This is a genomic window from Streptomyces sp. NPDC004721 (assembly GCF_053601495.1).
Genome location: NZ_JBSGBZ010000084.1, coordinates 1 through 25904, shown reverse-complemented (window position 1 = coordinate 25904; position 25904 = coordinate 1). Strand labels below are relative to the sequence as shown.

Sequence of the window (25904 nt, the reverse complement as noted above, 5' to 3'; positions counted from 1 at the left end):
TCGTGACGGGTGGTCCTACGCCTGTTCGTGTTCAGGGGTCGCTGCCAGTGCTGAGCGCCCCAGCGGCTGGTGTAGGCCGGGTCGACGGCGACGACGGTGACGCCGAGCTCGGCAGCCATGGACACGAGCCGTGCGCGCAGGCGGGCGGTGGGCAGGCCGGAGATCAGCTTGCGGAACCGCTTGCGGCGGCCGTGCTTCTCCCGGGTCTTGTCCGCGGCGAAGTCCAGGTCCTCGATCGCGAGGGCCAGACCGCGCCGCGCCGTCCAGTGCAGCAGGCGGATCAGGGCGTGCCGCACCTGCGCGTCCCGATGCTGCGCGCTGCCGGTCAGCCGGTAGCCGAATCTGCGGGGCGCGCCGACGGGGTTGCCGTGCTCATCCAGGCGCCAGGCGGCCAGGTGGTCGGCGTTCATGTCCACCCCGACCAGCCCACCCGCACGAGCCGCTTCCAGCGGCACCGTCCTGACCTGCGGGATCTGCCAGGAGGCGGTCACGTACCAGCGGTTCCGGTCCGTGTCGTAGTTAATGCGGTAGGCCACCGCACGATGGGCGGCGATGCGGTCGGCCCACTCTTCTTCCCGGTGGCGGAAGACGATCCGGCAGGCGAGCACGTACCGGCCGTGGGGCGCGTCGGCCAGCCCGGCCAGTGGCGCCGGGAGTTTGATGCTCACCTCACCGCCTGGTGTGATGCGGATCGTCTTGTTGCCGTACCGCTTGCCGGACTCGCCATCGGCCTGGAGAAACCAGCGCTCGGCCTGCCACCGCAGCCGCCACTGCGCCTCCGAAAGCCCGGCGGCGTTCAGGTGGTGCCGGGCACGCGCCAGCTTCTTACCCCCGCGCACCACCCGCACCCGCCCGGCCTCCGAGTCGGCCCGCACCTCCTCCAGCCGGTCCTGGAGCACGTACAGGCGACGGGACTTGGCAAACCACTCCCGCCGGGAGCGGTAACCGCCCGGCGCCCCCTTGGCACCCTTCGCTCCGACGGCCCGCGCGAGCCGGTGCCTGATCGTTTCGACACCTGCCCGCAGGCTCTGAATGTGGGCGAGTTGACCGCGCCGGGCCAGCGCCCACTGATCGTGCGTGGACTTGGTGATACTTCCCGCCCACCGCGAGGACGAGGGCCCGGTCAGCGCCCGCTTCCGCCGCGCCCATTGCTCGCTGTCATGCGCCAGGCCCGCCGCGCAGCGCGCCTTCAGGTCGCGGGAGGCCAGCGAACCGAGCAGAGCGCCGCCCTGACGCAAGACCGTCTCGTCCTGCCGGGTCAGGCCCTTGAGAGCGGCGCGGATCACCACCCCGGACGGGCCGGGCACCACGAACGACGCCGCCACCCCACGCAACCCGCCCAATGCCCACCCCCGCCCGACGCCGACCAATCCGTCACCGCATCCAACGACCACCCCGACCGAAGGTCACGCATTCGAAACCAGAACTCCCGTCGCCCTGCCGCCCACCACCTCCCCACGCCGCGCACCACCGCTGCGAAGTTCACTCACGCACGCCAGAACACACCCAACCGCCGTCAAGCGGCAGCAGTTCAAACCCCGGCCGGAGCCGCACGACAGGCCGGGAAGGCGGCGGACAGGCCTGTGCCTAGGACGCGGACGGCCGTACGGTGACCTCGGCTCCCGGGCTGAACTTCTCCAGCAGTTCGGCGAGTTCGGCCGCCGCCGCCTCCGCCTCGGCAACCGGCATCGGGGCCAGGCTCTCCAGCAGGAAGATGCCCGACGCGGTCTGCTCGGTGAGGCGGGTGCGCGGGCCCTGGCGCCAGTTCCAGCGGCGGCAGGTCACGCCGGCGTCGTCGCACCACACCACCTCGCCCGCGTCCGGGTGTTCGACGGTCTCCTCGCCGCCCGCGACGGTCACGAAGTCCTCCTCGCCACTAGCGCGCACCAGGCGCATGCCACCCACGATCCGGTCGAGGTCCTCGCCTCCGACGGGGATGAGACGGGCGACGCTGATGGCGTTGTAGAGGTCGACGAGCAGGTTGATGCGGGGCAGTCCGGCGCCGGTCAGCGCCCGGCGGGCCAGCGCCTCCGCCGAGTTGCGGGTACGGGAGGGCTTGGAGCCGAACGCCGTGTACGTCTCGCGCCAGGCGGCCATGTGCGGGTCCTCGTGCGGGACGCGCCCGTCCAGGCGTGCCGCCAGACGGCGTGCGGCGTCGTCCAGGAGCGCCGAGGAGGCCTCGGTGCTCGGTCCGCCCACCAGCCCGTGGGCCTCGACGGCCACGTGGGCGAAGCCGGGCGCGAGTGCGCGCACCTCGTCGGAGACGGTCAGCGTCAGTGCCATGTTCGCCCGCCTCGCGGTCAGAGTGCGGCAGGGAGCGTCTTCCACAGCCGCGGCCGGTCCGGAGCGGCCGTGAGGGCGGCCAGCACGGCCGGGTGGGGTTCAGCGTACAGCACCGGATAGTCCATCTCGTTGGACTTCGGGTCCGGTACGAAGGCCAGGCGCTCACCGGCGAGGGAGAACCGGGCGTCGACGCCCGGCTTGTTGCCGCGCGGGTCCTGCCGGTGCCAGGCTCCGTTGAACCGGACGGCAACCAGTCCGTGCACCACGTGCCCGCCGCCCTCGTCGTGCGTCAGCCGCTGATAGCACAGCGCCGTCGGGATGTCCTCGGCCCGCAGCAGCGCCGCCAGGGCATGGGCCTTGGCGTAGCAGATGCCGGTGCGCAGCCGGAGGACGTCGGAGGCGCGCCAGGTGACGCGCGGGTCACCCGCGTCCTGCGAGTGCGGGATGCCGTCGCGCACGAACTCGTACGCGGACCGCGCATAGGCATACGAGTCCGCCACCCCCTCGGCGAGGCGCGCAGCCGTCTCGCGGACCATCGGGTGCTCATGGTCGATCACCTCGTCGGCGGCCAAATACGCAGACAGGTCGGGGGTGTTCTGGATCAGCTCCATGCCCGCAGAGCATAGGAACGCGACCACTCGATCGTCAATGACTTTTCGAGTAATCGCATAACTATGCAGATCCGACCGATCCGGTCGGCGTGCCCGGGCTAGCGCGCCATCTCCTCCTTCAGCGCGGCCACGAACGTGTCCACGTCGTCCTCGGTGGTGTCGAAGGCGCACATCCAGCGCACGACGCCCTCCGCCTCGTCCCAGAAGTAGAAGCGGAACCGCCTCTGCAGGCGCTCGCTCACGTCGTGCGGGAGCTTGGCGAAGACGCCGTTGGCCTGCACCGGGTAGAGGATCTCCACGCCGTGCACGGCGCGCACGCCCTCCGCGAGCCGCTGGGCCATCTCGTTGGCGTGCCGGGCGTTGCGCAGCCACAGGTCCTTGGCGAGCAGCGCCTCCAACTGCACCGACACGAAACGCATCTTGGAGGCGAGCTGCATGCTCATCTTGCGGATGTGCTTCATCCGGCGGACGGCGTCCTGGTTGAGGACCACGACCGCCTCGCCGAACATCGCGCCGTTCTTCGTCCCGCCCAGGGAGAGGATGTCGACGCCGACGGCGTTGGTGAACGTCCGCATCGGCACGTTCAGGGAGGCGGCCGCGTTGGCGATGCGGGAGCCGTCCAGGTGCACCTTCATGCCCCGCGCGTGCGCGTGCTCGCAGATGGCGCGGATCTCCTCGGGCGTGTAGAGGGTGCCGAGTTCGGTGCTCTGGGTGATCGAGACGGCCTGCGGCATCGCCCGGTGCTCGTCCTCCCAGCCGTATGCCTGCCGGTCGATCAGCTCGGGGGTGAGCTTGCCGTCGGGCGTGGGCACGGTGAGCAGCTTCAGGCCGCCCATGCGCTCGGGGGCGCCGCCCTCGTCGACGTTGATGTGCGCGCTCTCCGCGCAGATCACCGCGCCCCAGCGGTCGGTGACCGCCTGGAGCGCCACGACGTTCGCGCCGGTTCCGTTGAACACCGGGAACGCCTCCGCGGTGGCACCGAAGTGGCTGCGGACGATCCGCTGGAGGTTCTCGGTGTAGTCGTCCTCGCCGTACGCGACCTGGTGCCCGCCGTTGGCCACGGCCAGGGCGGCGAGCACCTCCGGGTGGACCCCGGCGTAGTTGTCGCTGGCGAACCCGCGGACCTCGGGGTCGTGATGGCGACGCGCGTCGGTCCTGGGAGGGTTCACGGCTTGTCGGTCAGCCACAGACGGTTTCCGTTCACTTCCGCGGCGGGCTTGCTCCACACGTCGACGATGGCCTCGGCCAGGTCCTTGACGTCCGTGAAGCCCGCGAACTTCGCGTTGGGGCGCTCGGCGCGCATCGCGTCGTGCACCAACGCCTTCACCACCAGGATCGCAGCCGCGGACGTCGGCCCTTCGGCGCCCTCGGCCTTCCCTGCCTTGCGGAAGTAGTCGGCCATGGCCAGCGTCCACGCCTCGGCGGCCGCCTTGGCGGCGGAGTACGCAGCGTTGCCCGCGGTGGGCTTGCTGGCGCCGGCCGCGCTGATCAGGAGGTACCGGCCGCGCTCGCTGCGCTGCAGCGCCTCGTGGAAGGCCAGGGAGGTGTGCTGCACGGTGCGGATGAGCAGCAGCTCCAGGAAGTCCCAGTCGTCCAGGCTGGTCTTGGTGAAGGTCTCGCTGCCGCGCCAGCCGCCCACGAGGTGGACCAGGCCGTCGATCCGGCCGAAGTCCTTCTCGATGTGCGCGGCCCAGTCGCGGGTGGACTGGAGGTCGAGCAGGTCGACGGTGTCCCCGGTGACGCGGGCGCCGCCGGAGGCGTACCGGGCGGCGTCCACGGCCTGCGACAGCCGCTCCGGGTCGTTGTCCGCGCCGACGACGGTCGCCCCCGCCTCGGCGAGCCTGCGCAGCGCCGCCCGGCCGGCCGGTCCGCCCGCGCCGGCCACCGCGATCACCGCACCGCTGAGAGCCCCGTTGCCCACCATGTTCCTCGCCTCCTGCGCAGTGTTCTCGGATTCGCGGCCGCTCACGCGGCGACCCGCTCGGTGCTGTCCGCCGTGATGCCCTTGGTCGAGGCGATCACATTCTTCAGCCTCTTGGACAGTGCCTCGTAGAACATGCTGAGCGGAAACTCGTCCGGAAGCACGTCATCCACGAGCTTGCGCGGGGGCTGGGTCAGGTCCAGGGCCTCGGGCCCCTTGGCCCACTTGGAGCCCGGGTGCGGAGCGAGGTAGGTGGAGACCAGTTCGTAGCCGGCGAACCAGTGGACCAGCTTGGGGCGGTCGATGCCGTCGCGGTAGAGCTTCTCGATCTCGGCGCACAGCTGGTTGGTGACCTGCGGGGCGCGCTCCCAGTCGATGGTCAGCTTGTTGTCGGTCCAGCGCACCACGTCGTGCTTGTGCAGGTAGGCGAAGAGCAGCTGACCGCCGAGGCCGTCGTAGTTGCGCACGCGCTCGCCGGTGACCGGGAAGCGGAACATGCGGTCGAACAGCACCGCGTACTGCACGTCACGGGCCTGCGCGACACCGTCGGCCTGGAGCTTCACGGCCTCCTTGAAGGCGGTGAGGTCGCAGCGCAGCTCCTCCAGGCCGTACATCCAGAACGGCTGTCGCTGCTTGATCATGAACGGGTCGAACGGCAGGTCGCCGTGGCTGTGGGTGCGGTCGTGGACCATGTCCCACAGCACGAAGGCCTCCTCGCTGCGCTTCTGGTCGTGGACCATGGCGGCGATGTCCTCGGGCAGTTCGAGGCCCAGGAGGTCGACGGCGGCGGCGGTGACGCGGCGGAAGCGGGCGGCCTCGCGGTCGCAGAAGATGCCGCCCCAGGAGAACCGTTCCGGCGCCTCGCGCACGGCGATGGTCTCCGGGAAGAGGACGGCGGAGTTGGTGTCGTAGCCGCCCGTGAAGTCCTCGAAGGTGATGCCGCAGAACAGCGGGTTGTCGTAGCGGGTGCGCTCCAGTTCGGCCAGCCACTCCGGCCAGACCATGCGCAGCACGACCGCCTCGAGGTTGCGGTCCGGGTTGCCGTTCTGCGTGTACATGGGGAAGACGACCATGTGCTGGAGGCCGTCCGCACGGTTCGCGGCGGGCTGGAAGGCCAGCAGCGAGTCCAGGAAGTCCGGCACCTCGAAGCCGCCCTCGGCCCAGCGGCGCAGATCCCGCACGAGCGCCTCGTGGTAGACGGCGTCGTGCGGCAGCAGCGGGGACAGCTCCTCGACGGCGTCGATCACACGGCGCACGACGGCGTCGGCGTCCGCGCGGCCGGGGGCGCCGTCGGCCGTGAAGTCGATCGAGCCGTCCTTCGACTGCCATGGCCGGATTCGCTCCACGGCATCCTTGAGCACGGGCCACGCCGGGTGCTCAACCACCCTGGCCACCGGAGGAACCTTCTCCTCCGCACCCACCTGCACAAGAATTTCCGTCATGTCTCATCCTCCACGGGACAACCTCGCGTAAGGAGACCGTATACATACAGGGTTTCTCCCAGCAAGGGGACCCTCGGGAAATTATTCTGCGCGCGGCCATGGTCACCGGCTATTTTCCTGCCGTACACCCGGACGGGGCCAGACTCGGTGGCCGGTCGGGTGACGGACGCCACGTCTCTCCGGGGGCGGTTTCCGGCCGTTGGCGACCGTGTGAAGGCCTCACGGCCCGGCGGTCAATGCACCGGGGACTCGCCCACGCCGGAGTGACCGCCGCGACGGATCCGGCCCCGTCCTGCGGGCCGTCACCCCACTGCGGCGTGTACGCGGGGGTTCAACCAGCGTGTGGGCCATTAGGCTGCGTCACTACCGCGCGGACGACGGGGTCCGTTCGCTCCGCGCCGCGCAGAGCCGCCGTCGACGGAAGCGAGTTGAACTTTGAACTTCCTTACCATCGGTCACCGCGGAGTCATGGGAGTCGAGCCCGAGAACACCCTCCGTTCCTTCGTCGCCGCCCAGCAGGCCGGCCTGGACGTCATCGAACTCGATCTGCACCTGAGCAAGGACGGCGCCCTCGTCGTCATGCACGACGACAAGGTGGACCGCACCACCGACGGCAGCGGCGCGATCGCCGACAAGACACTCGCCGAGCTGCGCTCCCTGGACGCCGGCCGCGGCGAGCGGATCCCGGTCTTCGAAGAGGTCCTCGACGCGGTGCGGGCACCGCTCCAGGCCGAGATCAAGGACGTGGCCGCGGCCCGCGCGCTGGCCGAGATCCTGCACGAGCGGGACCTGGTCTCCCGCGTGGAGGTGTCCTCGTTCCACGACGAGGCGATCGCCGAGGTCGCCCGACTGGTGCCGGGGGTGCGCACCGCGCTCGTGGCCAGCCGCTACGGCTCCGAGGTCGTCGAACGCGCCACCGCCGCCGGCGCCGCGACCGTCTGCCTCAACATCCGCCGGCTGACCCTCGAGATCGTCGAGCACGCGCGCAAGGCGGACCTGCGGATCATCGGCTGGGTCGTCAACACCCTGGACCATCTGCGCCTGGTCCGCGCCCTGGAGCTGGACGGGGCGACCACCGACTACCCGGAGATCAAGCTCACGGGCCGCTTCACCGCCTGATCCCCTGGGCTAGGATGCCTAGGCGAGTTCCTTGACCAGCAGCTCGAACTCCAGGTCGTCGCGCTGCGGAATGCCGAACCGCTCGTCGCCGTACGGGAAGGGGGTCATCCTTCCCGTACGGCGGTAGCCGCGGCGCTCGTACCAGGCGATCAGGTCCTCGCGCACGGAGATCACGGTCATGTGCATCTCCCTGGCGCTCCAGTCCTCCCGGGCCTGACGCTCGGCCTCCGCGATGACCACCTTGCCCAGGCCCGCACCCTGAAGTGCGGGGCTGACGGCGAACATGCCGAAGTAGGCGTGGTCCCCCTGATGCTCGAGTTGGCAGCAGGCGACCACGCGGCCGTCCCGCTCGACCGTCAGCAGCCTGCTGCCGGGCGACTTGATCACCTCCAGCACGCCTTCGGGGTCCGTCCGCTGCCCCTGGAGGATGTCCGCCTCGGTGGTCCAGCCGACCCGGCTGGAGTCCCCGCGGTACGCGGACTCGATCAGGCGCACCAGCGTGTCGGCATCGGCGTCGCGGGCGTCACGGAAGGTCAGTCCGCTGGCGGCGGTCTTCATGGGGCGAGCCTTTCGGTTCGGGCGCGGTCGAGCGCCATCCTGCCACTAGGGTCTTTCGTTTGGGTCAGCCCGGATCAGGGAGCGGGGTCTGGTGATGGGGGCACCTCCCACGCCGTTCAGGCAGTGGGGGAGGATCGCAACGCGGAGGAGGGCGGCAGGGCGAAGCCCTGCCAACCGACGACAACGCGGCTGGGGGTACCCCCTGCTCGAAGAGCTTGGGGGAACGGTGCCAGGGCCCGCGAGCCCGGCATGATCCAAACGAGAGGCACTAGGGTCCGGGTGCATGGTGCACGTACTCAGCAGCCGGACACTGGTCCGGCCCACGGACCCCGAGCGCTCCCGTGTCTTCTACGGCGAGCGGCTCGGCCTCGCCGTCTACCGCGAGTTCGGCGCGGGGCCGGAGCGGGGCACCGTCTACTTCCTCGGTGGCGGTTTCCTGGAGCTCTCCGGGCGCTCCGACGGCCCGCTGTCCCCCTCCGTGCGGCTGTGGCTCCAGGTCGAGGACGTGGCGGCGGCCCACGAGGAGCTGCGGGTGAAGGGCGTCGAGATCACGCGTGAGCCGGTGCGCGAGCCGTGGGGTCTGATCGAGATGTGGATCGCCGATCCGGACGGCACGCCCATCGTCCTTGTCGAGGTGCCGGCGGAGCACCCGCTGCGTTACCGGGCGGCGATCTGAGCCGGATCCGGGCGCGGGCGGGCGCGGTGGCTCCCGCTGGCCCGCGTCGGCGGCCGGGGCTAGCGTGCTGGTGAGTGGGGGTGAGCCTTCCCGGAGGAGTGCCATGGAGTTCGACAAGCCGGTGGTCGGCGGACCTTGCTGGGCGGAGCTGGGCACCAGCGATCTGGAGGCCGCCACACGGTTCTACACGGAGGTGTTCGGCTGGCGGATGCGGAGCGACCCCCGGCTGGTCTCGGGTGACTACACCCTTGCTCACCTCGGAGACGCGCCGGTCGCCGCGATCACGCCCCTGTACCAGAGGTCGCAGCCGGTCGCGTGGAACGTCTCGTTCGCCGTCGCCGACGCGGACGCCGCGGCGAACAAGGTGGTGGAGGCCGGCGGGACGGTGATCCACGGCCCGCGGGACATCTACGACGAGGGTCGCTTCACCGTCGCACTGGACCCGTCGGGCGCGGCCTTCCAGATGTGGCAGGCGCGGGAGTTCTCCGGTGCCGGGGTGTTCAACCGGCCCGGCTCGCTCGGCTGGGTGGAACTCGTCACCCGCAACCCCAAGCGGGCCAGGGACTTCTACACGAGCGTGTTCGGCTGGAGCGTCAACGCCTCGGAGTGGTACACGCAGTGGGGTCTGCACGGCGAGGACTTCGGCGGCGTGACCGCGATGCACGACCGCTTCCCGGCCGATGTGCCGCCGCACTGGCTGCCGTACTTCGCGGTCGAGGACGTCGACGCGACCACGGACATCGCGGTACGGGCCGGCGCCAAGGCCCTGCTGGAACCCACCTCGCTCCCGGAGGACGGCCCCCGCATCGCGGTCCTGCGGGACCCCCAAGGCGCGACCTTCGGCATCTACCGGTCCGCCCAGGAGAGCTGAGGTCCGTCCAGGAAGGCCGAGGTCCGCCCAGGTGAGGCGAGACCCCGCGACGGTCCGCCCGGGTCCACGAGACGGTCGTGGACCCGGGGCGGACCTCCGACTCAGAGGCGCAGGGCGCCCGGGCGGCCCTCCAGCCGGCCGAGCAGCTCGCCCAGGAGGGCGGCCAGTCCGTCCCGTTCCCGCCTGGCCAGGCCGGACAGGACGGCCCGTTCGTAGGCGAGCTGTTCCGGCAGGACGCCGTCGACGAGGTCCCGTCCGGCTTCTGTGAGGCGCACGTGGGCGACCCGGCGGTCGCGGGTGTCGCCGCGGCGCTCCACCAGTCCGCGTTCGGTCAGCTGCTTCAGGCGTTTGGTGACGGCGGCCCCCGAGGAGAACGTCTCGCGGGTCAGTTCGCTCGGGGTGAGCTCGTCCCCGGTCCGTCGCAGGGCCCCGAGCAGGTCGAACTCGGGCCGGCTGAGACCCGCCCGGCGCAGCGGCGCGTCCTCGGCCTGCTGGAGGAGGGCGGCGCAGCGGTTGATCCGGCCGATGATCTCCATCGGCGCGGTGTCCAGGTCGGGGTGGACGGCCCGCCACTGGCGGACCACGCCGGCGACGGTGTCGTCGCCCGGCTCGGTCCCCGTGGGCCGGGTCCGCTCGTGCGCCGCGTCCCCGGTCGCCGCCCCCTCGTGGGGCGGCCGTCCGTTCCTCGCCGTCATGGCCGTACGTCCTCCGTCGTCTCGCCCGTGCTCGCCGGGGCGTGCAGGCCCTGGCGTCGTACCGTCGCGGCGAGCGTACGGTGTGCGGACTGCTCGGTGAACACGACCCGCTCCTGGGGCAGGGCGCGTTGCCACCACTCGCCGGACGCGGCGTCGGCGGTGGCGCGCAGGTCGGCCACCGCGGCGGTCAGGCTCCGGCGGGCGGACTCCAGGGCGGTGGGCGCGGTCCGCTCCTCGGCGAGCAGGCGGGCGGCCCCTTCGCGGGCCCGGTCGACGGCGGCCAGGGCGTGCTCGATGCGGTCGCCGGCCCGGCGATTGGTGACGGCGACGGCGGCCACGAAGCCGACCAGCGCGCCGACCAGGGTGTCCACGGCCCGCTCGGTGATCAACTCGCCCGTCTCGTGGTGCCCGGCGAACTCGATGATGAGCAGCGCCAGCGGGGTCACGCAGATGCTGCCGAGCCAGTAGTTGCGGCCCATCAGCGCCTCGGCGCCGAAGTTGAAGGCCATGCAGAGCAGGACGAGGGCCAGGTCACTGGCGTGCGCGAGCGGGGCGACGGCGGCGAACACGAGGACGCCGACTAGGTTGCCGACGACGCGCTGGATGCCCCGCTTCCAGGTCAGGGTCATGTTGGCCTGGTAGAGGGAGGCGGCGGTGACCAGGGCCCAGTAGGGGCGGCCGACGCCGAGCGCGAGGGAGGCGTAGCCGGCGAGGGCGCAGCCCAGCGCGGTGCGCACCACGATCGGGGTGAGCGGGCCGAGCCGGGTCCACCAGGGCCGGTGGGGGGCGGTGGCCTCGGCGTCCACGCCGAGCAGTTCGTCGGCGTCCGCCGCCGTCTCGCCGGCCTCGGGGATCGGGCCGGTCCCGCACAGTCGGCGGGCCCAGGTGCGCAGCCTCTCGGGGTCCGTGTCCGCGGGGGCGGCGAGCGCGACCTCGGCGCGCACGACGAGCCGTTCAAGAGCGCGCCGGGGAGCGGTGCGGGCGCCGGTGGACAGCAGCGTCTGCCAGGCGGCCTGGACGGCGGCGGCCGCGGCGGCGCGGGTCCGGGCGTGGCCTTCGCCGGTGCCGCCGGTGGCCGCGTGGGCGGCGGCCGCGTTCAGCGCCTGCGCGGTGGCGCGGCGCTCCGGGCCGTGCGGGCGCAGCAGCCCGGGAGCCATGCCGACCAGCCAGGCCCAGGCAGCCGCGGCGAGGGCGAGCGCCAGGTGGGCCGGGATCTGACCGAGGGTCTGCGGGGCGAACAGGGAGGCGGAGCTGATGAAGGTGAGGACGACGTTGCCGGGCGGTCCGATGCGTGTGGCGTCGCAGAGCGCCTTCTGCACGGCGGCCATCAGGGCGCCGATGGTGACCAGGACGACCGGGTCGGTGGTGAGCGAGGCGGTGACCAGGGCGATGGCGAGACCGCCGATCATGCCGAGGACCACCCAGGCCAGCGCGCGGGCCCTGGCGGCGTAGGGGCGGTTGTGCGCGTACAGGGCGCACAGCGAGCCCGCCATCGTGTACATGGCCAGGTCGAGCCGGCCGAGGACGAGCAGGGTGAGGTTGGGCACGGCGACCGAGACGAGGACGCTCAGGGCGGGCTTGAACCAGATGTCCGAGGGGCGGCCGAGCCGCAGCACGCCGGTGAGCGGAAGATGCCGGGCGATCCGGCTGGGGGTGGGGGGCACACTGCTCATACCGACAAGCTTAACAGGTGTTTTACTTGTGAAACATATTGGTCGTCGTACCGCCCCCGGCTCGTGACGTGCCGCGCTTCCCCGAACGCGCCCCGTATACCTCCTTGCGCTCGTGTGCGCACCGCGTGCCCCGGGCATCGCTTGACCGACCGGCCGTCCGGCGGCGGCCGTGATCCGTCGAACGGGGAGGTGGGGGGTGCACGGATCGACTTCGCCCGGCTGGCTGCTGGTCGCGCTGTGCGCGGCGACCGGGGTGTACTGCCTGCTGCGGATGCGCAGCACCGTCGAGGACCAGCGCCGTGCCGCGGGCGGCGAGGCGGTCATGGGCTTCGGCATGGCCGCCATGGCCGTCCCGGCAGCGGTGTTCACACCACCGGTGTGGGCCTGGTCTGCCTATGGGGTGGTCTTCGGCGCGACCGCGCTGCATTCGCTGTGGTCGGCGCGGACGAGCCCGCACCATCTGCACCACCTGGTGGGCGCGGCGGCCATGGTCTACATGTGCGTGGTGATGGCCGTCTCGCCCGGCTCCCATCACCACGGCGGGACCGGAGTGCCGCCGCTCACCGGCGCGCTGCTGCTGTACTTCGCCGGATACGTCCTGCTGTCCGGCGTCCGGCTGGTCCCCGCCGGGGCGGTGGTGGGGAGCGGCGCGCGCGGCGCCACGGGGTGGGGCGACCGGCCGGAGCTGGCACGGGCGTGCCGGCTGTCGATGGGGATCGCGATGGTGGCGATGCTGCTGACCATTTGACTGCTCCCCCCTGAGGGAGGGGATTCCTGGCTCAGGCTGCTCTACCTTCTTGTTCGGGTTGATCGAGCCATTCGTAGGGTTGGGTCGCCCAGAGGTGCTGGGTGTGGCTATCAGGCTGCTGCCGTTCCATGGCTCTGGAGGCTTGGCCGCCCGGCGCCTCACGACGACTCGGCCGCCGATTAGGAAGTGCGAACAAGTCGCTGTGTAGAGCAATGCCGGCGAGGTCGTCCGTGGCACGAACAGCACGAACACGAACGTCAGGAGCACGATGAGCCGGATATGGGTGGGGTACCGGGCATGTCCACCCCCGCCACACCCACCCCCCGGCACTTGTCCCGATCACCCGGCACCACCATGCGACCGTACGCACGACACCCGAACACCCGCACCCCTCTTCCGATGCGATCACCCCGATCGGCGAACACCAGTACACGTGTTCGCGTTCGGCCTGCTCCGCCGGGCAGGCTGTCAGGGCGCCCCGGAATCCGGACGCGGTGGCGCTCCGCGCCGCTGTCACAGGTCCGGCGTGAACGCCGGGACGGCGAGGTCGGTGCCAGGGCGCCGTGGTCTGCGTCACTTTGCCGAGGAGCCGTGCCCACGGGGCTGTCGCCCCCTCATAGGGTGGCTCGCATGATGGTCCCCGCGGTCCTGCTGCTGCTCGGCGCCCTGACCGCCGTCGCCGCCCCTCGGCTGCTCGCCCGGGCCGACTGGCCGGACCGTGAACCGGTGCTCGCGCTGTGGGTGTGGCAGTGCGTGGTCGCCGCGGTCCTGTTGTGCTGCGCGCTGTCGATGACGCTCAGCGCGGCGGCCGCCTGGCAGGCGGTGCGCGGCCATGTGTTCGCCCCGGCTCCGCGTTCGGTGGTGGAGGCGTACGCACTCGGCACGGCCGACGCCTGGGCGCCGACGACCGCGGTGGCGCTCGCGTGCGGCGCAGCGTGGAGCGCGGCCATGCTGCTCCGCGAGGTGGTACGAGCCCGGGCGCGACGCAGGCTGCGCCGCGCCGAACTCCTCGTCCGCGCCCCGCTGCTGCCCGGCGAGGAGTCCGGCACCGACCGGCTCGTGGTGCTGGAGGGCGAGCAGCCGGACGCCTGGTGGCTGCCCGGCCCGTCGCCCCGACTGGTCATCACCACGGCCGCGTTGCGCAAGCTGAAGGGGCGGCAGCTGGACGCCGTCCTCGCGCACGAGCAGGGCCACGCGCGGGCCCGGCACGACTGGCTGCTGCACTGCTCCGCGGCGCTCGCCGGCGGCTTTCCGCAGGTGCCGGTGTTCGCCGCGTTCCGCGACGAGATGCACCGCCTGGTCGAACTCGCCGCCGACGACATGGCGTCACGCCGCTTCGGCCGCCTGACGACCGCCCTCGCCCTGGTCGGGCTCAACGAGCACCGCGGCGTGTTCGGCCCGTGCCCCGCCGCCCAGGCGCACGTCCCTCAGCGCGTGCACCGCCTCCTCACTCCCCCGAACCGCCTCCCGGCCGCCCGCAGACTGCGCCTGACGGCGGTCGCCTCCCTCGTCCCGGTGATACCGGTCCTGGTGGCGGTGATACCCGGGTTGAGGGCGCTGGGCTAGGAACGGCCCCCGTCCGTGACCGGCATCCGGTGGCCGGGGCGCCCGGGGTTGGGCCATCATCGGCCCATGGCTGCCGTGCTCTTCGACTTCTCCGGGACCCTCTTCCGCGTCGAGTCCTGCGGGTCCTGGCTGAGAGCCGTCCTGGACGATGCTGAACTCACCTTTGAGGAACCGGAGTTGGTCCGGACGGCACGCGCACTGGAGGAGGCCGGGGCGCTGCCGGGCGGGGCGCCGCCGTCGCGGCTGCCCGACGAGGTGGCCGGGCTGTGGGAGATCCGGGACCGCAGCGCCGAACTCCACCGTTCCGCCTACACCACCCTGTCCCGTCAAGTGCCGCTGCCCGACCCGGCGTTGCACGACGCGCTGTACGAGCGGCACATGACACCCGCGGCCTGGGCCCCCTACCCGGACGCGGCCGAGGTGCTGCGCACGCTGCACGAGCGCGGGGTCGGCGTGGGCGTGGTGAGCAACATCGGCTGGGACCTGCGCCCGGTGTTCCGCGCCCACGGCCTCGACGCGTACGTGGACGCCTACGTGCTGTCGTACGAGCACGGCGTCCAGAAGCCGGACCCGCGCCTGTTCGCTCTCGCCTGCGCGGCGCTCGGCGCCGACCCGAAGGACGTGCTGATGGTCGGCGACAGCCGCCACGCGGACGGCGGTGCGGCCGCCCTGGGCTGCGGCGTGCACTTCGTGGACCACCTGCCGGTCACTCGGCGGCCGGACGCGCTGCTGCCGGTCCTCGGCCTGCTCGACCGGACGGACTGAGCCGCCACCGCACGGCCGCGCCGCCGGCACGCCCACCCAGCCTGGGCGGCAGCCCCTTGACGGCACCGGGTACGCGAAAGTCCGCCCGCCTCGGACGATCCCCCGTTTCGCCCGAGACGGACGGCAGCACGACGGACCCCTGCCGGGGCCGGTCCGCTTGTGCTGAGTATAGTTGGCTGGCAGCCAGTCAACGCAGGAGTCACAGCATGTCCCCGCGAAGCGCCTCGGTCAATGAAGAGTTGCGACGGCGTTCCCGGGAGCGGCTCCTCCAGGCGGCGGTCGAGCTGGTCGGCGAGCACGGGTACGACGCGACGACGCTCGGCGCCATCGCCGACCGCGCGGGGTCGGCACGCGGACTGGTCTCCTACTACTTCCCCGGCAAGCGCCAGCTGGTGCAGTCCGCCGTGCACCGGCTGATGCACCGCACGCTCCAGGAGGCGCTGGAGCGCGAGCCGCACACCGAGGACGGCCGGGAGCGGCTGGCTCGGGCCGTCGACGCGATCCTGGGTCTGGCCCGGGACCGGCCGGTGCTGATGCGCCAGCACATGGCGGGGATCCTGCACGAGGAGGGCTTCGTGCAGTGCCCGGAGCAGCAGCGCCTCTCCGAGCTGCTGCGGGACACGGTGGCCCGGCGCGGTTCGCAGGACGTCGACGCCGACTACCCGATGCTGCGCGCCCTGCTCATGGGCGCCGTCTACGCCGCGCTGGTGCCCGGGGCGCCGATGGCGGTGCCGGTGCTGCGGGCCGAGCTGTTCGAGCGCTACCGGCTCGACTGGGACATGGGAGCGCCTCCGGAGGCGCAGCCGCCCGGCGGCTCCTGCGACACGGACCTGTCCCGCTTCTTCGCGACCGGCCGGATCCCGGCGCCCCCGCCGGAGCGGTAGCCCGACGGCCGGCATACAGATCCGGGCCGCGACACGCGGGCGGTCCCGCGCGGCCTCCCCCGGCGGTCCGCTTGGTGCCATGCTGGAGCCATCAGCGATCTCCTGCGGTCCATGTGCGATCCATCGGGGTAAGGAGTTCCGCCGTGCTGCGTGTCGCCGTCATCGGCTCGGGGCCGAGCGGGTGCTACACCGCTCAGGGCCTGGTCCAGCAGGACCCCTCGGTGCGCGTCGACGTCCTCGACCGGCTGCCGTGCCCGTACGGGCTCGTGCGCTACGGCGTGGCGCCGGACCACGAGAAGATCAAGTCGCTGCAGAACAATCTGCGGACGGTCCTGGAGCACGAGCGGGTCCGGTTCCTGGGCGGCGTCCAGGTCGGCGGCCCCGGCGGACTGCCCGCCGCGCGGCTGCGCGAGCTGTACCACGCGGTGGTCTACTGCGTGGGCGCCGCCACCGACCGCCGTCTGCACATCCCGGGCGAGGACCTGCCGGGCAGCTGGTCGGCGACCGAGTTCGTCTCCTGGTACAGCGCCCACCCCGACTCCGAGGACAGCGGTTTCGTGCGCGGCGCGCGGTCGGCCGTCGTCGTCGGCGTGGGCAACGTCGCCGTGGACGTCACGCGCATCCTGGCGCGCGGAGCGGCCGAGCTGAGCCCCACCGACATGCCCGAGGCCGCGCTCGCCGCGCTCACCGCGAGCCGGGTAACCGAGATCCACATGGTGGGCCGGCGCGGCCCGTCGCAGGCCCGCTTCACGACCAAGGAGCTGCGCGAGCTGGGCGCCCTGCCGGACACCGACGTCGTCGTCGACCCCGAGGAGCTGGCGCTGGACCCAGCCTGCGCTGATCCCTCGGCGCTGACGGCCGCCCAGCGCCGGAACATCGAGGTCCTGCGCGGCTGGGCCGCGACGCCGCCGAAGGGCGGCAGCCGCCGGATCCGGCTGCGCTTCTTCCTGCGCCCCGTCGAACTGCTCGCCGACGGCGGCCGCGTGGGCACGGTGCGACTGGAGCGCACGGCGCCGGACGGGCACGGCGGCGTCGTCGGAACGGGTCGGTACGAGGACATCGCGGCCCAGCTGGTGCTGCGGTCGGTGGGCTACCGCGGAGTGCCGCTGGACGGGCTGCCGTTCGACGCGGGCACCGGCACGGTGCCGCACCGGGACGGGCGCGTGCTGCGCGACGGCGCCGTCGCGCCGGGCGAGTACGTGGCCGGCTGGATCAAGCGGGGTCCCACGGGCGTCATCGGCACCAACCGGCCGTGCGCGAAGGAGACGGTGGCCTCGCTGCTCCAGGACGCGCCCGGGCTCGTGGGCAGGCAGGTGCCGGACGACAGCCTCCCGGTGCTGCGAGCCGAGGGTGTCGAGCCCGTGCGGTGGGCGGGCTGGCAGGCCATCGAGCGGGCCGAGGCGGAACTCGGCGTCTCCCTGGGGCGCAGCGTGGTCAAGCTGCCGGACTGGGAGTCCCTGCGGTCGGCGGCCGGCACCGCGGTCTCCCAGGTCTAGGGGCCCCCAAGGCAGCGCGGTCGCCCCGGTACGTGCCCGCGGGAATCCATGAACCGGTCCGGCCCCGCCAGGCTCTGGCGGGGCCGGACCTCTGGCTGTCATCCTCCGGCCGTCAGCTCTCGGACGACCGCGGGACCGCTCTCCGGCAGCAGCCGTACGACGGTCTCCTCCAGTTGGGGCAGGACCCGCTGACCGGCCAGGGCCAGGGTGATCGCCGCGGCGACGCCGGCCCAGGCCACCGGACCGAGCGGGGTGCAGCCCAGGGCCCGGCTGACGCCGGGGGTCTGGATCAGGGCGGCGAGGGTGAGGGCGGAGCCCAGGGACGTCACCCGCACCAGCGTGCTGCCCCGGCGGTCGAGCAGGGTCTGGACCAGCTGGGTTCCGACCACACCGCACAGGGCCATGGTGCTGGAGCGGCGGGCGGTGCCCGGTGTCCAGCGGCCGATCATCCAGGCCGTGACCGCACCCAGACAGGTGGTCAGGGCACGGTGGCGGATCTGCCGGATCAGTCCCTCGCCCAGGACGGAGCCCGCCGCGTCCTCCGGCGTCGCCGACCGCGCCTGCTCGGGGTCCTCCTTCGGGGTCACCGCCACGGCCATCGCCGGGAACAGGTCCGTGAACAGGTTCACCATGAGCATCTGCCGGGTGGACAGCGGCGCGGTGCCCGACAGCAGCGTGCCGAACAGACCGAAGCCGATCTCGCCCGCGTTGCCGCCGATCAGGATGGCGATGGCGTCGGCGACGCTGTGCCACAGGGCGCGGCCCTCGCCGATCGCGTCGATCAGGACCGTCAGGTCGTCGTCGGTCAGGACGATGTCGGCGGCGTTGCGCGCGGCCGCGGAACCGCGGGCGTTGATGCCCACGCCGATGTCGGCGGCGCGGATCGCCGCGGCGTCGTTGGCACCGTCGCCGACCATGCCGACCACCCGGCCGGCGTCCCGCAGCGCCTCGATGACCTGGAGCTTCTGCTCGGGCGCCACCCGGGCGACCACGCCGGCGTCGCGCAGCATCCGGGCGCGGGCCGACCTGTCCGCGGCGGCGAGTTCGTCTCCGGTGACCACGGTGGTGTCCTTGGGCCAGCCCAGCTCGGTGGCGATGGCACGGGCGGTCTGCGGGTGGTCGCCGGTGAGCATGACCGGCCGTACGCCCTCTTCGTACAGCCCGCTCACGAGCGCCATGGACGTGTCGCGCGGCACGTCCGACAGCGCCAGCAGCCCGATGAACTCCAGGCCCTCAAGCGTCCGTTCGAGTGCGTCCTCCTCGCTCTCGTGCTCGTCGAGCCGCCGCTGCGCCACCGCCAGCACCCGCAGTCCGTCGCCGGCCAGGGCGTGCGAGGTGTCGATGGCGTGGGCCGGGAGGGCGGGGCAGGCGGGCAGCACCGTCTCGGGGGCGCCCTTGACGACCAGCAGGCGGGGGCCGTTCGCGACCCGGCCGACGGCGGCCGCGTATCCGCGCGCGGCCTCGAAGCCGAGGTCCTCCAGCTCGGCCCAGTCCGGGTCGGGACCGGCCGCGTCGAGGACGGCCTCGTCGGTGGCGTGCACCGGCCGGTCCGAGTCGCCGTTGAGACGCGGACACGCCCGCGCCGCGGACCGCAGTGTCCGTGCGGAGGCCTCGTCGCCCACCACGTGGACCTCACCGTCGGCGTCGGACGCCCGCACCACGCGCAGCCGGTTCTCGGTGAGAGTGCCGGTCTTGTCGAAGCAGATGGTGTCCATCCGGCCCAGCGCCTCCAGCGCGCGCGGGGTGCGGACCAGGACGCCGTCGCGGCTGAGCCGCCGGGCCGCCGCCAGCTGCGCCACGGTGGCGACCAGGGGCAGTCCCTCCGGGACGGCGGCCACGGCGACGGCCACACCGCCGCTGACCGCCTCGCGGACGGAGGTGCCGCGCAGCAGCGCGATACCGGTCACCGCGGCGCCGCCCGCCAGCGTCAGCGGCAGTGCCTTGCGGGTGAGTTCCTGGAGCCTGGCCTGCACGCCCGCGGACGGGGGTGTGCGGGCGGCGAGGTGCACGGCGCGGGCGGCCTCGGTGCTCTCGCCGGTGTCGACCACGACGGCCCGGGCCTCCCCCGCCACCACGGTGGTGCCCTCGAAGACCATGCAGCTGCGGTCCGCGACCGCGGCGTGCGGGGTCGGATCGGTCTGCTTCTCCACCGGAAGGGACTCCCCGGTCAGCGCGGACTCGTCGACCTCCAGGCCGTCCTCCCACAGCAGCCGGGCGTCGGCGGGCACCACCTCGTCGCCCTTCAGCTCGATCACGTCGCCCGGCTTGAGCTTCCCGGCGTCGACCGTGACGGTGGCGCCGGCCGGGGCCTGCGCGTCCGGGGGCGCGATGCGCGCCTTGCGCTTCTGCTCGGCGATCAGGCCGGACAGGGCACGCTCGGCGCGCAGCCGCTGGAAGCCGCCGACCAGGGCGTTGAGGTCGAGGGCGCCGACCACGAGGAGGGCGTCCACCACGGAGCCGAGGATCGCCGAGGCCGCCGAGCCGACGGCCAGGACCGGGGTAAGAGGGTCCCGCAGTTCGCCGCGCACGGCCTGCCCCAGCTCGTACGTCCAGCGGACCGGGGCGAGGACGGGGTTCCGGACGATGGCGGCGACCGCCTTGCGGGCCTGGGCGGCGGCCCACTCGAACGGGGTGAGCCGGCCCGGCGCTTCCTGGTCCAGCCGTTCCTGGGCCTCCTTCGCGTCGAGTTCGTGCCAGTGCACGCGCGGTCGCGGGTGCGGGGCATGCACCGCCGCCACGGCGAAGGCGGCGCGCGTCCCGGACAGCAGGGCGACGGCGGCGGCGGCGTCGACCGGTGCGTGCCGCAATCCGGGCAGCATGGCACGGCGGCCGCGGCCGCGCTTGGACTCGCCGATGGCCACGAGCAGCCCGGACAGCGCGGCGCCGGACCGGGCCAGGGTCTGCGCCCGGTGGCCGGTCCTCCGGGCCGACGGGACGGCCGTCAGCACCCGCCACACGTCGGAGAGTCCGTGCAGGGCGAGGATGTCCGCGCCCCAGACGACGGCGGCGTCGCCGTCCACGAGGGCGACGGCGAGGTCGCTGCCGCGCAGTCCGGCCAGGACGTCGTGGTCGTCGGCGGAGCGCATCCGGGCGACGGTGAGCACCGTGCCCTCCTCGCCGCGCAGCCCGTACACCACGTCGTCCAGGGGCCGCCGGGCGTCCACGACCTCGTCGGCGAGGCCGGTCAGGTCCTCCAGGGCCGGATCGTCCACCAGGACCACCCGCAGTCCGGCCCGGCGGGCCGCGTCCAGGACCGGTTCGGCCCACGGGTCCGCCTCCCCCTCCTCGGTGCGCAACGCGCTCGAGTGCAGGACGACGGTGCCGGCCATCTCCAGTTGCCGCAGCCGTTCCGGGGCCCGGACCAGCACGCCGGTCCGGGCGAGCAGGGTGCCGAGCACGGCGTGGAAGACGGCGGGACCGTAGCGCGCGGCCTTGGGCGAACCGGCGAGCACCGCCTCGGCCGCCTCGGCCCCGTTGCGCTTGACCAGCATGGTCAGCGCCGCGCCCACCAGACTGCCGGCGGAGGCGTGGTTGGCGTACTCCTGGGCCGGTGTGATGCGCAGCGGCGGGCGCGGGGTGTCGTCCGCGGCGACGCTGACGCGGCCGGGTGCGCACAGCTGGTCGTGGAACGCGTCGAAGGCGGCCGTGCGGGCCACCGTGTCGGCCAGTTGGGAGGCGCGCAGAGCGCCGTCCAGGACCAGCGCGGTGGGGGTCTGGCCGCTGCCGTGGGCGGCCGCGTTCGCGCAGGCGAGCAGGAGGTCCATACGGTACCTGCCCATCCGGGAGCCCAGTGCGGCACGGAAGCGCGGGTTCTCCCGCAGCAGCGTCACCGCGGCGGTCACCATGCGCGGCGAGGGCGGCAGGCGCAACGCGTAGGAGGTCAGTGCGACGCCGACGCCCACCACGTCGGCGGCGAACGTGGCCGCGGCCGCCCGCACCCCGGCCGGGTCCCCCGGATGTGTGATCTCCTCCGGATCGTCGCCGTCCAGGACGAGCCCGTGCCGGGCCGCCAGGTCGGCGGCGTGGTCCACGACCTCGTCGGCGACCTCCTCCTCCGTCACGGCGACGACCAGCCGTCCGAGACCCTCGTCCCAGCATGCGAAGAGCACGTCGGGCCGCTCGGCGAGTGTCGCGGCGATGTGCCGGGCCAGATGTTCCTTCCCGCCCGCGCGCAGCACCCTCTCCGGGTCCAGGGAGCGCAGTGACAGATGCGCCCGGGTGCCGGACTGCCAGAGGTGGTCCGTGCCGGGCAGGGCGTTGCGGGCGACACGCACGACCCGCGTGGCGGCGTCCACGCCGCGTACGCCGGCCCGTGCCGTTCCGGCCACCGCTCCCGCGGCGGCCCCGACCGCAGGGGCGGCCGTCCGGGTGACCAGCCGGGCAGCGGCCGACGGCGCAGTCAGCAGTCCTAGCACCATGGCGCGTCCTCAGAGGGAGGTGCGGTCGGGCCGCGCCGTCGGGCCGAGGGGTCCGGCGGCCGATGCCTGCCCCTTCGAGGACTTGCCTCGGCCGGCCCCGGACGCTTTGGTCTTCGCCGGTTCGTCGGGCCCGGTGTCCGTGTCCGGCGCGGACGCCTGCTTCTTGATGCCGGTACCGGCGCCCTGCTCGGTCTCCCGGGCAGCCGTGCCGCGCTTCTTCCCGGGCTTGCGCGCCGCGGTGGTGGCCGGTGGCAGCTCCGGTGCCTGTGCCTGCTCCTCGCCGGCGGCGGGCCGCTCGGGGCGGGGCTGGGTGAGCCAGACCACGGCCGCGCCGGTGAGCGCCACCGGCCACTCCACGACTCCGGCGACACCGAGCACTCCGGCTCCCGTGTACACCGCGAGCCGCCGCCCGCGCGGCGAGACCGCGCCGACCTTGTCCAGCGTCCCCTGCGCGGCCCGGCCCACCGCCTCGGCGCCGGGCACCTTCCGCAGCACCGAAGCCGCACCGTGCAGCGGCGCCGCAAGGGCAGACGACGACTTCCGCTCAGCCATGACTCTCCTCGCCTGGGGTGAGATCGACTCCTCGTGGCCACCGGGTGCCCACAACCGTGCTGGTCACCCCGTCTCTCCCAGACAACGCCACCGCTCTCGTCCGCGCCACCGGGCTCCGCCGTCCACCACGGTCCACGTCGCGGCCGGAACGCCGACCGACACCCTGCCCGCAGCACCGGCGGGATGCCATTCGGAGACGGCCCACCCCTGTGCCGGAACCAGCGGAACCGCTCGAGAATGGGGCACCCGGCACGCTCCCGGACCCTGCGGCTACGGGTACACCAGCGGCGCCGAGCACCCGCCCGAAGGCCGACAGACACCCCGCCCGAAAGGCCGACACCCAACAGCCCAACGGCCGGGCGGCCCCACCCCCGCACCAGAAACAGAGGCCCCGCGGAAGCGGTAAAGACCCCACCCGCACAGGTGCACCCGCCGCACCGAGCCCCCACCCGAAGGGCCGACAGGCGCCCACCCCAAGGGCCGGCGCCCGGCAGCCCGACGGCGGAGCCGTCCGTCCCCCGCCTCAGGAGTGGCGGAAGAGTCCCGCGGGGACCGCGCCGGCGAGGAGCCCGTAGCCCCGCGGGTTGAGGTGCAGCCAGTCCCCGGCATGGAGGTCGGGCCGCAGCCGGCTCGGCTGCCCGGGGTCGCGGACCGCGCGGTCGAAGTCGATGAGCGCGTCGAAGTGCCCGCTCGCCCGGATCCAGGCGTTGACCGCCTGGCGGGACTTCTCCAGGTCGTCGTAGGAGTCGTTGCCGCCGAACGGCAGCAGGGTGGCGCCGCAGACGCGGATGCCCTGGGCGTGGGCGCGCACCACGATCTGCTGGTAGGCGGCGATCAGGTCCTCGGTGACCCGGCGCTGGGCGGCCGGGGTGGCGTCGGCGGTGCCGATGTCGTTGACGCCCTCGAAGACGATCAGCCAGGCGACGCCGCTGCGCGCGAGGATGTCGCGGTCGAGGCGGGCGAGGACGTTGGGGCCGAGGCCGTCGTTCAGGACGCGGTTGCCCCCGGCGGCCTGGTTCAGGACGGCGAGGTCCGCGGTGGCGGGGCGGGAGCGGAGCCGGTCGTAGAGCTGGTCGGGCCAGCGGTCGTTGGCGTTGGTGGTGGAGCCGCGCCCGTCGGTGAGCGAGTCGCCGAGTATCGCCACGACCTCGGTCGAGGCCTTGGCCTCCACCTCGACGTCGCTGATCAGGTACCAGTGGTCGACCGGGGTCGCCCCGGCCAGATCGGCGTCCCGGGTGTGGTCGCCGTGGACGAGGTACGACGTCGTGCGCGAGCCCGGGTGGGAGGTGAGCGCGAGGGAGGGCTGGCCCTCGGCCAGGTACGCCGTCACGGTGAGGGTGGACGCGGCGCGCAGGTCGAGGTCCAGCGGGTCGGAGACGACCTGGGCCCCGGTGGGCACGGTCGTCGACGCCCGCCCGGAGAACGTCACTTTCCGGGTCGTTCGCGGCTCGACGGCGCTGACGCCTGCCGCGCCGTCGCGCGGCAGTGCCACCGTCACGGCGGTCAGGGGCAGCGGGGTGTCACCGAAGGCGTTGGAGAAGCGCAGCCGGATGCGGTGGCCGCCGGTGGAGACGCGCAGCGTCTGCCGCACGGTGGTGTCGACGAGGACGGCACGGTCGCCGGTGAAGGGCGCCGGCGGCAGGTTGCCGGGGTCGGTGAGCTGCGGCATCGCCGTCCAGGTGTTCACCCAGTGCCGTGCGGCCGCGGCCGGCGGCCGGTCGGCGGCGGTCACGCGGTCCGGCCCACGCACCAGGGCGGTGACGGCCGAGACGGTGACGACGAGGGCCAGCACCAGGACGCACACGCCGATCAGGTCGGCACGGCTGGTTCTGGCGGGGCGCGTTCTTCCGGGCGTCACTTGCGTCCTCCGTTGGATGTGCGGGAGTGCGATCGGACGGGTGCGGGCGGCGGCTCGAGGCGCGCGGAACTGCTCCCGGTGGGCTGCCGCTGCTGCATGGTGGCATGGACATGGCCGCCATGGAAGCGCTCCCACACCCGGCGTCGGCACCCTTTCACCATCCACCCGCGAGTGGCCGGATGTGACCTGCCCGAATCGTTGACTAGAAAGCGCTTGCACTCTACGGTCCGTTCAACAGTGTGACCGGCAGGCGCTACTTCAGGCCCTCTGAGCCACACTGCTCACGCGAGTCGTTCCACATGATGTTCGCCATTCACGTATACGACCTCACGCGGTCTCGTATACGACCCCCCACCCAGTCCTTCCGAAGGGACAGCATCCGCATGCGAACTCGCCTCTCACGTCCACACGCGCCCAGGTCGGCACTGGCGGCGGCCGTCGCCGCCGCCGCGACCCTCGCGGCGCTCGCCCTGCCGCAGCAGGCCGGGGCCGCCGAGAGCTCACCGGTCGGTTTCGGCGCCGGCACGACCGGCGGCGGCAGCGCCTCGGCGGTGACCGTCTCGACGCTCAGCGCCTTCAAGTCGGCCGTGACCGGCAACACCGCCAAGGTGATCAAGGTGAGCGGTCTGATCTCACTGAGCGGTCAGGTCGACGTCGGCTCCAACACCACGGTGCTGGGCGTCGGTTCGTCGTCCGGGTTCACCGGCGGCGGGCTGCGGCTGAAGAACGTCAGCAACGTCGTCGTGCGCAACCTCCAGATCAGCAAGGCCGTCGGCACGGACGCGATCACCGTCCAGGGCTCGACCAAGGTCTGGATCGACCACAACTCCGTGTCCTCCGACCGCGACCACGGCAAGGACTACTACGACGGCCTGCTCGACGTCTCGCACGCCTCCGACTACGTCACGGTGTCCTGGAACACCTTCAAGAACCACTACAAGGGCTCGCTGGTCGGCCACAGCGACAACAACGCGAGCGAGGACACCGGGCATCTGCGGGTGACGTACCACCACAACTGGTTCAACAACGTCAACTCCCGCATCCCGAGCCTGCGTTTCGGCACGGGGCACTTCTACGACAACTACGTCGTGGGCGCCGAGACCGCCGTGCACTCGCGCATGGGCGCCCAGATGCTGGTCGAGAACAACGTCTTCCGCGGCACGTCGGTCGCCGTCACCACCAACCGGGACAGCAAGCAGGACGGTTATGCCTACGCCCTCGGCATCGCGGCCCCCGTGCGCGACGGCTCGGGCGACGTCGTCGCGGCCGTCGGCGTGGTCGTACCCAACGACGCCGCCGCCCGGTCGCACCTCCCCGTGGTGCGCACGGCCGCGCGCGGCATCTCCCGCGCCCTCGGCGCCAAACCGGCGGACGCGCAGGGGCGCGGGGGATGAACAGGTTCCGGATGCCTATCGCCATCAGCGACCAGCCGATGAGCAGCGGAGCCAAGACCGAGTTCCACCATGTGTTCCCGCACGCCCGTGTTCAGTCTGCCTACGCGAAGGAGGAGTGGAACAGCCTGGCCAACCTGGCCTTCGTGACCGGGCAGACCAAATAAGACGATCCGTTCGAAGCTGCCTTTCGAATTCAGAGCGGTAGCTGATCACACGGAAGCCGGGGTGTGCCTGACTATGGCGCATCCAGTCGAGACACTGCATGACGGCTTCCACCGCCTAGTAGGGCTCCGTTAGGTCTTCTCGGCCCTGTTTGGGGCATGTTGGACGTTGTGGACGCACATGAAGTGAACCGTGCTCGGGCGAAGTTGGCG

Annotated in this window: 22 protein-coding genes; 10 read left to right on the top strand and 12 right to left on the bottom strand. The window is 72.8% G+C overall.

Features of this window, described 5'->3' with window-relative positions:
• From ACWEK3_RS38855 to ACWEK3_RS38830, 6 genes are all read right to left on the bottom strand, one after another.
• On the bottom strand, window positions 1–1343 hold a 1343-nt coding region (locus ACWEK3_RS38855), incomplete at its 3' end, for an IS200/IS605 family accessory protein TnpB-related protein (protein WP_453251904.1).
• A gap of 244 nt (window positions 1344–1587) precedes the next feature.
• A complete protein-coding gene (locus ACWEK3_RS38850; protein ID WP_453251903.1) occupies window positions 1588–2283 on the bottom strand; it encodes a B3/B4 domain-containing protein in 696 nt (231 codons plus the stop codon).
• Window positions 2284–2300: 17 nt separating this feature from the next.
• Window positions 2301–2894, bottom strand: coding sequence for a transglutaminase domain-containing protein (locus ACWEK3_RS38845; protein WP_453251902.1), 594 nt, complete (start codon window positions 2892–2894; stop codon window positions 2301–2303).
• Between the two features lie 98 nt (window positions 2895–2992).
• On the bottom strand, window positions 2993–4063 hold the full coding sequence (locus ACWEK3_RS38840; protein WP_361419286.1) for a threonine aldolase family protein: 1071 nt from the start codon (window positions 4061–4063) through the stop codon (window positions 2993–2995).
• Window positions 4060–4818, bottom strand: a complete 759-nt coding sequence (locus ACWEK3_RS38835; protein ID WP_390727116.1) for an SDR family NAD(P)-dependent oxidoreductase — start codon at window positions 4816–4818, stop codon at window positions 4060–4062. The genes ACWEK3_RS38840 and ACWEK3_RS38835 overlap by 4 nt, the downstream gene beginning before the upstream one ends.
• Window positions 4819–4859: 41 nt before the next feature.
• The gene (locus tag ACWEK3_RS38830) at window positions 4860–6257 is read right to left on the bottom strand and encodes a DUF6421 family protein (RefSeq protein ID WP_453251901.1); all 1398 of its coding nucleotides are present in this window, start codon (window positions 6255–6257) and stop codon (window positions 4860–4862) included.
• A 435-nt stretch (window positions 6258–6692) separates the two neighbouring features.
• On the opposite strand from ACWEK3_RS38830, the gene ACWEK3_RS38825 reads away from it, so the two are divergent.
• Window positions 6693–7376, top strand: a complete 684-nt coding sequence (locus ACWEK3_RS38825) for a glycerophosphodiester phosphodiesterase (protein ID WP_365433290.1) — start codon at window positions 6693–6695, stop codon at window positions 7374–7376.
• A gap of 18 nt (window positions 7377–7394) precedes the next feature.
• Here the strand turns inward: ACWEK3_RS38825 and ACWEK3_RS38820 are convergent, their stop codons facing one another.
• Entirely contained in the window at window positions 7395–7934 is a 540-nt protein-coding gene (locus ACWEK3_RS38820; protein WP_453251900.1) for a GNAT family N-acetyltransferase, read from the bottom strand.
• Window positions 7935–8217: 283 nt separating this feature from the next.
• Here ACWEK3_RS38820 and ACWEK3_RS38815 point away from each other — a divergent pair, with 283 nt between their 5' ends.
• Entirely contained in the window at window positions 8218–8610 is a 393-nt protein-coding gene (locus ACWEK3_RS38815) for a VOC family protein (RefSeq protein ID WP_453251899.1), read from the top strand.
• A 103-nt stretch (window positions 8611–8713) separates the two neighbouring features.
• On the top strand, window positions 8714–9481 hold the full coding sequence (locus ACWEK3_RS38810; protein ID WP_361419268.1) for a VOC family protein: 768 nt from the start codon (window positions 8714–8716) through the stop codon (window positions 9479–9481).
• Window positions 9482–9582: 101 nt separating this feature from the next.
• On the opposite strand, the gene ACWEK3_RS38805 is transcribed toward ACWEK3_RS38810, so the two are convergent.
• Together ACWEK3_RS38805 and ACWEK3_RS38800 are read right to left on the bottom strand one after the other, a co-directional pair.
• Window positions 9583–10176, bottom strand: coding sequence for a MarR family winged helix-turn-helix transcriptional regulator (locus ACWEK3_RS38805; protein ID WP_453251898.1), 594 nt, complete (start codon window positions 10174–10176; stop codon window positions 9583–9585).
• On the bottom strand, window positions 10173–11849 hold the full coding sequence (locus tag ACWEK3_RS38800; protein WP_453251897.1) for an FUSC family protein: 1677 nt from the start codon (window positions 11847–11849) through the stop codon (window positions 10173–10175). Before ACWEK3_RS38800 ends, ACWEK3_RS38805 begins: the two co-directional genes overlap by 4 nt.
• Window positions 11850–12045: 196 nt before the next feature.
• Here ACWEK3_RS38800 and ACWEK3_RS38795 point away from each other — a divergent pair, with 196 nt between their 5' ends.
• The 5 genes from ACWEK3_RS38795 to ACWEK3_RS38775 all read left to right on the top strand — a co-directional run bounded on the left by ACWEK3_RS38795 (window position 12046) and on the right by ACWEK3_RS38775 (window position 17308).
• Window positions 12046–12597 carry a DUF5134 domain-containing protein gene (locus tag ACWEK3_RS38795; protein ID WP_390878657.1) on the top strand — a complete coding sequence of 184 codons (552 nt, stop codon included), beginning with the start codon at window positions 12046–12048 and terminating at the stop codon, window positions 12595–12597.
• Window positions 12598–13227: 630 nt separating this feature from the next.
• On the top strand, window positions 13228–14163 hold the full coding sequence (locus tag ACWEK3_RS38790) for a M56 family metallopeptidase (protein ID WP_376546013.1): 936 nt from the start codon (window positions 13228–13230) through the stop codon (window positions 14161–14163).
• 66 nt (window positions 14164–14229) lie between these two features.
• On the top strand, window positions 14230–14928 hold the full coding sequence (locus ACWEK3_RS38785) for an HAD family hydrolase (RefSeq protein WP_453251896.1): 699 nt from the start codon (window positions 14230–14232) through the stop codon (window positions 14926–14928).
• A gap of 206 nt (window positions 14929–15134) precedes the next feature.
• The gene (locus tag ACWEK3_RS38780; RefSeq protein WP_453251895.1) at window positions 15135–15812 is read left to right on the top strand and encodes a TetR/AcrR family transcriptional regulator; all 678 of its coding nucleotides are present in this window, start codon (window positions 15135–15137) and stop codon (window positions 15810–15812) included.
• A 143-nt stretch (window positions 15813–15955) separates the two neighbouring features.
• Window positions 15956–17308 carry an FAD-dependent oxidoreductase gene (locus ACWEK3_RS38775; protein ID WP_453251894.1) on the top strand — a complete coding sequence of 451 codons (1353 nt, stop codon included), beginning with the start codon at window positions 15956–15958 and terminating at the stop codon, window positions 17306–17308.
• A gap of 98 nt (window positions 17309–17406) precedes the next feature.
• On the opposite strand, the gene ACWEK3_RS38770 is transcribed toward ACWEK3_RS38775, so the two are convergent.
• From ACWEK3_RS38770 to ACWEK3_RS38760, 3 genes are all read right to left on the bottom strand, one after another.
• Complete coding sequence (locus ACWEK3_RS38770) at window positions 17407–21726, bottom strand: HAD-IC family P-type ATPase (protein ID WP_453251893.1); 4320 nt, start codon at window positions 21724–21726, stop codon at window positions 17407–17409.
• 9 nt (window positions 21727–21735) lie between these two features.
• Window positions 21736–22278, bottom strand: a complete 543-nt coding sequence (locus ACWEK3_RS38765) for a hypothetical protein (RefSeq protein ID WP_453251892.1) — start codon at window positions 22276–22278, stop codon at window positions 21736–21738.
• 523 nt (window positions 22279–22801) lie between these two features.
• Window positions 22802–24091: an SGNH/GDSL hydrolase family protein gene (locus ACWEK3_RS38760; protein WP_453251905.1), complete on the bottom strand. Its 1290-nt coding sequence runs from the start codon at window positions 24089–24091 to the stop codon at window positions 22802–22804.
• Window positions 24092–24519: 428 nt separating this feature from the next.
• On the opposite strand from ACWEK3_RS38760, the gene ACWEK3_RS38755 reads away from it, so the two are divergent.
• On the top strand, window positions 24520–25530 hold the full coding sequence (locus ACWEK3_RS38755; protein WP_453251891.1) for a pectate lyase family protein: 1011 nt from the start codon (window positions 24520–24522) through the stop codon (window positions 25528–25530).
• An 11-nt stretch (window positions 25531–25541) separates the two neighbouring features.
• Window positions 25542–25694, top strand: coding sequence for a hypothetical protein (locus ACWEK3_RS38750; RefSeq protein ID WP_450541017.1), 153 nt, complete (start codon window positions 25542–25544; stop codon window positions 25692–25694).
• Window positions 25695–25904 lie beyond the last annotated feature (210 nt).